Raw genomic sequence first — 6419 nt, forward strand, 5'->3', positions numbered from 1 at the left:
GGGAGTGGAGCGTCCCGCCCGACACGCGCGGCGTGTCCGGGCAGAACGCTCCACTCCAGGGGTGAGGCGGTCAGCCCTCGGTCGTGGCCTCGTCGTGCGCGTGGGCGTGCTCGTCCTCGTGGGCGTGCTCGTCCTCGTGGGCGTGCTCGTCCTCGTCCTCGTGGGCGTGGGTGCCGTGCTCGGCCACGGCGCCCGAGACGCCCGCGATCTCGTTCGGCGTCACGTCGAGCTCGGCGGAGAGCCAGACCTCGCCGGTCTCGACGTCGACCGCGTGCACGCTGCGCGTCGCGGGGTCGGTGATGTACGCCGAGCCGTCCAGGACGGTGATCGCCGGGCGCGGCTCCTGCCACTCCTCGGGCTCCTCCCAGGCGTCGATCACCGGGACGGACCGCACGACGGCGCCGGACTCCGGGTCGATGACGTGCAGCGCGCCGTCGGTGCCGAGGACCAGCGCCTCGCCGGCGTCGCCGCGGGCGAGCGAGCGGAACGTGTAGGACGACGGCAGGTCGACCAGGCGGATCGACGCGTCGCGGGTGTCGATCAGGGAGACGCGGGTCGGGCGCTCCAGCTCGGCGTCCGGGTCGGACTTGTAGTCGCCGAGCACGTACGGCGAGGCCTCGGAGCCGGCCTGGTTGCCGATCCGGCCGTACGCGTCGGGGGCGGTGACCTTGGTCAGCGCGCCGCCGGCCCAGATCACGGCGCCGTCCTCGCAGCCGATGACGACGGCCTCGTCGGCGGCGACGGCCTCGCCGTGCACGCCGGGGCAGGTATCGATCGCGGCGATCTCGGTGTTGTCCGCGTCGAGCACCCGCACGCCGGTGCGGGCGTCCTCGTCGCCCTCGGAGACGACCAGGGTGCCGTCGGTCAGCTCGACGGCGACGCCGTGGTGCGCGGACGGCGTCGTGTAGTCGCGGGTCGCGGCGTCCGGGTCGGCGAGCGCGTCCGAGTCGACGACGGTGACCTGGCCGGTGCCGTCGTCGAACAGCGCGGTGCGGCCCTCGTGCCGGACGGCGTGCCCGGGCTTCTCGGCCGGCCAGAGCACGTCGGTGAGGACCGGGTCGCTGGTGAACGAGTGGGTGTGGTCGCCGTGCGGTTCCGTCCAGGTGCCGGCGTCGAGCACCTGGAACCCGCCGGTGGTCGAGACGAGGACGTGGCGCTCGTCCCCGGCCGGGTTCAGCCGGTTGAAGCCCTCGAGCTCGATGTCGGAGACGACCTCGAGCGTGCCGGCGTCGAGCACCTGGATGCCGCCGTCGTAGGTGAGCGCGAGCCGCGGCTTGGCGGTGGCGACCTCGGTGGCGGCAGGGGCGGCCGTCTCCTCGGTGGTCGCGGACGGCTCCGCGGCGGCGTCGCCGGACTGGCCGCAGGCGGCGAGCAGCGCGGCGGCCACGCCGAGGCCGAGCGCCCCGGCGAGGCGGGGGCGGGTACGGGTCGAAAGGGTCATGTGGGGGCCGGCGGTCGCGGGGCCCGTGCGGGCGCACGGGTGCCCTCGTCGCCGTCTCCTCTCCGGTCGCGGGTCGGATGATCAGCGCGGTCACGCTAACACAACTGATACTCAGTCTCATTACCGATCTCCGACGCGACCGCGCAGGCCAGGGACTCGCCACTCCCGCCCCCGGGGGTGCCACACGCCGCCGGACGGGCGCGCGGAGGACGTAGCCTCGACCCCGAGCGGCCGCGGCACCCGCGGCGCGCGGCCACGGAGGGGCGGAACGCATGGACCTGCTGCTGATCGGGGTGATCGGCGCCGTCGCGGTCGTCACCGTCACCGCCCTCGCCCCGCGCGTGGGGGTGTCCGCGCCGCTGCTGCTCGTCGCCCTCGGCGTCGTAATCAGCCTGGTCCCGGCGGTGCCGGCGGTCGAGATCGAGCCGGAGTGGATCCTCGGGATCGTCCTGCCGCCCCTGCTCTACGCGACCTCGGTGTCGGTGCCGACGATGGACTTCCGGCGCGACCTCACCGCGATCAGCGGCCTGTCGGTGCTGCTCGTGGTCGCGACGTCGGTGGTGCTCGGCCTGATCTTCTCCTGGCTGATCCCCGACGTGACGCTCGCGACCGGCATCGCCCTCGGCGCCGTCCTCAGCCCGACCGACGCGGTGGCGACCTCGATCGTGCGCAGGTCCGGGGTGAGCCCCCGCATCGTCACGGTGCTGGAGGGCGAGAGCCTGCTGAACGACGCGTCCGCCCTGGTGCTGCTGCGCTCGGCGATCGCGGCGACCGCGGCGTCGGTGACCCTGTGGGAGGTCGCGACCGACTTCGTCTACGCCGTCGTGGTGGCGGTCCTGATCGGCGGGCTGGTCGGCAAGGTCAGCCTGTGGGTCCGCACCCGGGTCGCCGACCCGCACCTGACGACGGCGATCTCGTTCATCGTGCCGTTCGTCGCCTACATCCCGGCGGAGCACCTGAACGCGTCCGGGCTGGTCGCGACCGTGAGCGCCGGGCTGGTCGCGGGGTCGGGCAGCGTGCGGCTGCGGCCGCAGGACCGGATCGCCGAGGCGGCGAACTGGCGGACCCTGGAGCTGCTGCTCGAGGGCGCGGTGTTCCTGGTCATGGGGCTCGAGCTGTACGGCCTGGTCGCGGAGGTGCAGGCGGACCACGGCCACCTGTGGGTCGCGGTCGGGCTCGGCGCGCTGTCGGCCGCCGTGGTGCTCGTGGTCCGCACCGGGTACGTCGCCTACCTGCTGTCGCGGCTGTCCCGGCGCGCGCAGCGCGGCGTCACCGTCCGCGGCTACCTCAGCGCCCTCAACGAGCGGGCCGACTCGCTCGCCACCCTGACCCGCCAGGACCTGGCGGAGCGCCGGGTCCCGGGGGCGCCGCCGGCGGGGGCCGCCCCGCGCGCCACCACCGCGCCGGTCGACGCCGCGAAGGTGCGGCGCGTGCTCGGCCGGCGCCGGCCGCGCCTGGGCCGTGACGACGCGCCCGAGGCCCGCGGGATGCGGCTGCGCTACCGGATCACCCGCCGGATCGCCGACATCGACTACCTGCAGGCCGAGCACCTCGGGCCGCGCGAGGGCGCGATCCTCGTCTGGGCCGGGATGCGCGGTGTCGTCACGCTGGCGGCCGCCCAGTCGCTGCCCCGGGACACCCCGCACCGCGCGCTGCTCGTCCTGGTCGCGTTCGTCGTCGCCGCGGGCACGCTCCTCGTGCAGGGCGGGACGCTCGGCTGGCTGGTGCGCCGGCTGGGCCTGGGGCGCGACGGCGTGGAGGACCGGGCCGAGGTGGACCGGCTGGCGGGGGAGATGGCGGTGGCCGCCGGCGCCCTGCTCGACGACCCCGACCTGCGCCGCCCCGACGGCACCCCGTACGACGCGGTGGTGCTGGAGAAGGCGCGGCGGATCGCCGAGCGCCAGGGCGGCGAGCTCGACGAGGACGAGGACGCCCAGGACCGCGCGTCCGCCGCGGCGCAGGTGCGCGAGCTCCGGCTGGCGGTCCTGGACGCGCAGCGCGAGGCGCTGCTGAAGGTCCGCGACCTCGGCACCGCCAGCTCCGGCGCGCTCACCGAGGCGCTGCGCGTGCTCGACGCGGACCAGATCAGCCTAGAGCTGCGCGGGCGGGACTAGGCGGCCCGTCACACCGGTGCTACGTTGTAGCACATGACGGTGGTCGGCGTGCGGGAGCTCAAGCAGAACGCGTCCGCGGTCCTGCGCGAGGCGGTCGAGGGCGGGCCCGTCGTGATCAGCGACCGCGGCCGTCCGGTCGCGCAGCTGGTTCGCCTCCCGGAGTCGCGGTACCAGCGCCTCCTCGACGCGGGACTGGTGCACCGGGCGCGCCGGAGCGTCGCCGACCTGCCCGAGCCGGCGCCGCTCGACGGGCGGACGCCGTCCGAGCTCCTCTCCGAGATGCGCGACGACGAGCGGTACTGAGTGGCGCTCTACTACTACGACACCTCGGCCCTGGCGAAGCTCGTCGTCGCCGAGGCGGAGTCGTCGTCGCTCCGCGCGCTCATGGTCGAGGCGGTCAACGTGTCGAGCGATCTGGCGCGGACCGAGCTGGTCCGCGCCGTGCGCCGGTCGGCGCCCGAGCGGGTCCCGCTGGCGCACGACGTGCTCTCCGCCCTCGACCTGGTCGGGCTCACGTCCGAGCTGATGGACGTCGCGGGGCGGCTCGAGCCCGACGCGTTGCGATCTCTCGACGCCGTGCACGTCGCGGCGGCGCTGACGCTGGGCGAGGAGCTCGACGCCCTGGTCACGTACGACGACCGGATGGCCCAGGCCGCCACCCGGCTGGGCCTGCACGTGCTGGCGCCGGGGCGGGACTGATCCCGCCGGGACGGGTCAGGGGACCGGGCCGCCGCGGGCGTCGAGCATGTCCTGCAACGCCGTGAGCTCGCGCTCCTGGGACGTGACGATGTTCCGCGCGAGCGCGACGACCTGCGGGCGCCGGGCGTGCTCGACGGCGTACTGCGCCATCTCCACTCCGCCCTGGTGGTGCGGGATCATCAGCTGCAGGAACAGCCGGTCCGCCTCCGCGCCGGTGGCGGCCGTGAGCCGGGCCAGGTCCTCGCGGGAGACCCAGCCGGGCATCGCGGCGTAGCCCGAGGCGTCGCCGGCCGCCGCGGTCGCCCCGTCGTGCGCGTGCTCCGTGCCCGTCATCCACGCCATCGGCGCCTGCGAGGACGCGGCGGGCAGGCCCCAGGTCGACAGCCAGCCGGCCATCTGGCCGATCTGGTTCTGCTGGGTCAGCAGGATGTCGAGGGCGACGGTCCGCACCTCGTCGTCGGTGCTGCGGTCCCGCACGAGCACGGCGAGGTCGACGGCCTGCGCGTGGTGCGCCTGCATGTCCCGGGCGAACCCGGCGTCCACCGAGCCCTCGGCCGCGGCGGTGAGCGCGGGCTGCCGGGCGAGCAGGGCCCCGCCGAGCGCGCCGAGCACCAGCGCGGCCACGGCGACGGCGGCGAGCACGGCGCGGCCTGCCCGGCCCGCGGGTGCGGGGTCCGGTGCCGCGGGCGCGTCGGCCTGCTGGTCCTCGGACGTCACGCCGGGGTGCCGACGCCGCTCGAGCAGGGCGCGCCGACCTCGGTGAGCTCCGGGTTGAGCAGGTACTTCTGGAGGAACACCGGCAGCCGCTCGTCGTCGACCGAGTCCACCTTGAGCTGGTAGCCCCAGGCGCTGATGGCGACCGGGGAGTCCAGGCCCTCGTACGGGGAGACGAGCACGTAGGACTGGTTGTCCGCGAACGCCTGCAGCGTCGCGACGTCCTCCGCCGGCAGCGCCGGGTCGTAGGTGATCCAGACGGCGCCGTGCTCGAGCGAGTGCACCGCGTTCTCGTTCGGCACCGGCTCGGTGTACACGCCGCAGTTCAGCCACGCGGCGTTGTGGTCGCCGCCGGCCGGCGGGGACTGCGGGTAGTCGACGGTGGTCGTGACGTGGTTGAACGTCAGGCCGTCGATCACCTCGACGCCGTCGATGTCGGCGTCCGCCTGCGCCTCCAGGGCCGCCTTGTCGCGGCCCGCGTCGAGGATGACCCAGGCGCTGATGCCGACGAGGGCGAGCACGAGGACGCCGGCGATCGAACCGATCCAGACGGCGCGGCCGCGCTCCTTCTTGCGCTGCTCGGCTCGGACGGCGGCCAGGCGGGCCTGGCGCTCGGCCGCGGTGGGACGGCGGTCGGGCATGGGGTACTCCTCCGGTCGGTCGGCGCGGCCCGGGGGCCGGTCGGTCCGGCGACAATACTTGAAGGATCTACTAATTGACAGGTGCCGTGCGGCCCAGGAGCCCGTCGAGGGCGGTCGCCGGACCGGGGCGGCCGAGGGCCCAGCCCTGCGCGGAGTCGCACCCCAGGCCGCGCAGCAGCGCGAGCGTGCGGTCGTCCTCCACGCCCTCCGCGACCACGTGCATGCCGAGCGCGTGCCCGAGGTCGACGGTCGACCGGAGGATCTCCGCGCACACCCGGTCGTCCGCGGCCGGGGCGACGAACGCCCGGTCGACCTTGAGCACCGTGAACGGCAGCCGGCGCAGGTAGTCGAGCGAGCCGTAACCCACGCCGTAGTCGTCGACCGCGAGCCCCACGCCCAGGTCCGCCAGCGCCCGCAGCGTCCGCCCGGCCTGCGCCGCGTCCCGCATGGCCATCGTCTCCGTGACCTCGAGGGCGAGCGCGTCGGCGGGCAGCCCGTGCCGCGCGAGCGCGGCACGCACGTCGGCGACGAGGCGCCGGTCGTCCAGGTCGTGCGCGGACACGTTCACGGAGACCGCGAACGACGTCGCCCCCGCCGCGCGCCACCGGGCGCACTGCGCGAGCGCGACGTCCAGCACGTGCAGCGTCACCGGGCGCACGAGCCCGGTCCGCTCCGCGGCCGGCACGAACGCCCGGTCGACCTTGAGCACCGTGAACGGCAGCCGGCGCAGGTAGTCGAGCGAGCCGTAACCCACGCCGTAGTCGTCGACCGCGAGCCCCACGCCCAGGTCCGCCAGCGCCCGCAGCGTCC

Annotated in this window: 7 protein-coding genes; 3 read left to right on the plus strand and 4 right to left on the minus strand. The window is 75.3% G+C overall.

All coding sequences use genetic code 11. The annotated features are described in order from the left end of the window. Positions 1-70: 70 nt before the first annotated feature. On the minus strand, positions 71-1441 hold the full coding sequence (gene aztD / locus G6556_RS16225; protein WP_166943749.1) for a zinc metallochaperone AztD: 1371 nt from the start codon (positions 1439-1441) through the stop codon (positions 71-73). 272 nt (positions 1442-1713) lie between these two features. Between aztD and G6556_RS16230 the strand changes: the two genes are divergently transcribed. Genes G6556_RS16230 through G6556_RS16240 form a run of 3 tightly spaced genes read left to right on the plus strand, consistent with a single transcriptional unit; the run spans position 1714 to position 4254 of the window. Beyond that, on the plus strand, positions 1714-3555 hold the full coding sequence (locus tag G6556_RS16230) for a sodium:proton antiporter (RefSeq protein ID WP_166943751.1): 1842 nt from the start codon (positions 1714-1716) through the stop codon (positions 3553-3555). A 33-nt stretch (positions 3556-3588) separates the two neighbouring features. Continuing rightward, on the plus strand, positions 3589-3858 hold the full coding sequence (locus tag G6556_RS16235) for a type II toxin-antitoxin system prevent-host-death family antitoxin (protein ID WP_166943753.1): 270 nt from the start codon (positions 3589-3591) through the stop codon (positions 3856-3858). Continuing rightward, entirely contained in the window at positions 3859-4254 is a 396-nt protein-coding gene (locus G6556_RS16240) for a type II toxin-antitoxin system VapC family toxin (protein WP_166943754.1), read from the plus strand. Positions 4255-4269: 15 nt separating this feature from the next. On the opposite strand, the gene G6556_RS16245 is transcribed toward G6556_RS16240, so the two are convergent. The 3 genes from G6556_RS16245 to G6556_RS16255 form a co-directional block, all read right to left on the minus strand. Beyond that, positions 4270-4971 carry a DUF305 domain-containing protein gene (locus tag G6556_RS16245; protein WP_166943756.1) on the minus strand — a complete coding sequence of 234 codons (702 nt, stop codon included), beginning with the start codon at positions 4969-4971 and terminating at the stop codon, positions 4270-4272. Next, the gene (locus G6556_RS16250; protein ID WP_166943758.1) at positions 4968-5609 is read right to left on the minus strand and encodes a DUF3105 domain-containing protein; all 642 of its coding nucleotides are present in this window, start codon (positions 5607-5609) and stop codon (positions 4968-4970) included. Before G6556_RS16250 ends, G6556_RS16245 begins: the two co-directional genes overlap by 4 nt. Before the next feature lie 70 nt (positions 5610-5679). Further along, the coding region (locus G6556_RS16255; protein WP_166943760.1) for an EAL domain-containing protein at positions 5680-6419 on the minus strand (740 nt) is incomplete at its 5' end.

Origin of the sequence: Cellulomonas sp. IC4_254 (assembly GCF_011603975.1) — a bacterium.
GTDB lineage: Bacteria > Actinomycetota > Actinomycetes > Actinomycetales > Cellulomonadaceae > Cellulomonas.

Excerpts from the sequence above, each read along its gene's own strand:
- aztD (WP_166943749.1), bottom strand. The coding sequence starts at position 1,441 with ATGACCCTTTCGACCCGTACCCGCCCCCGCCTCGCCGGGGCGCTCGGC.
- G6556_RS16230 (WP_166943751.1), top strand. The coding sequence starts at position 1,714 with ATGGACCTGCTGCTGATCGGGGTGATCGGCGCCGTCGCGGTCGTCACC.
- G6556_RS16235 (WP_166943753.1), top strand. The coding sequence starts at position 3,589 with ATGACGGTGGTCGGCGTGCGGGAGCTCAAGCAGAACGCGTCCGCGGTC.
- G6556_RS16250 (WP_166943758.1), bottom strand. The coding sequence starts at position 5,609 with ATGCCCGACCGCCGTCCCACCGCGGCCGAGCGCCAGGCCCGCCTGGCC.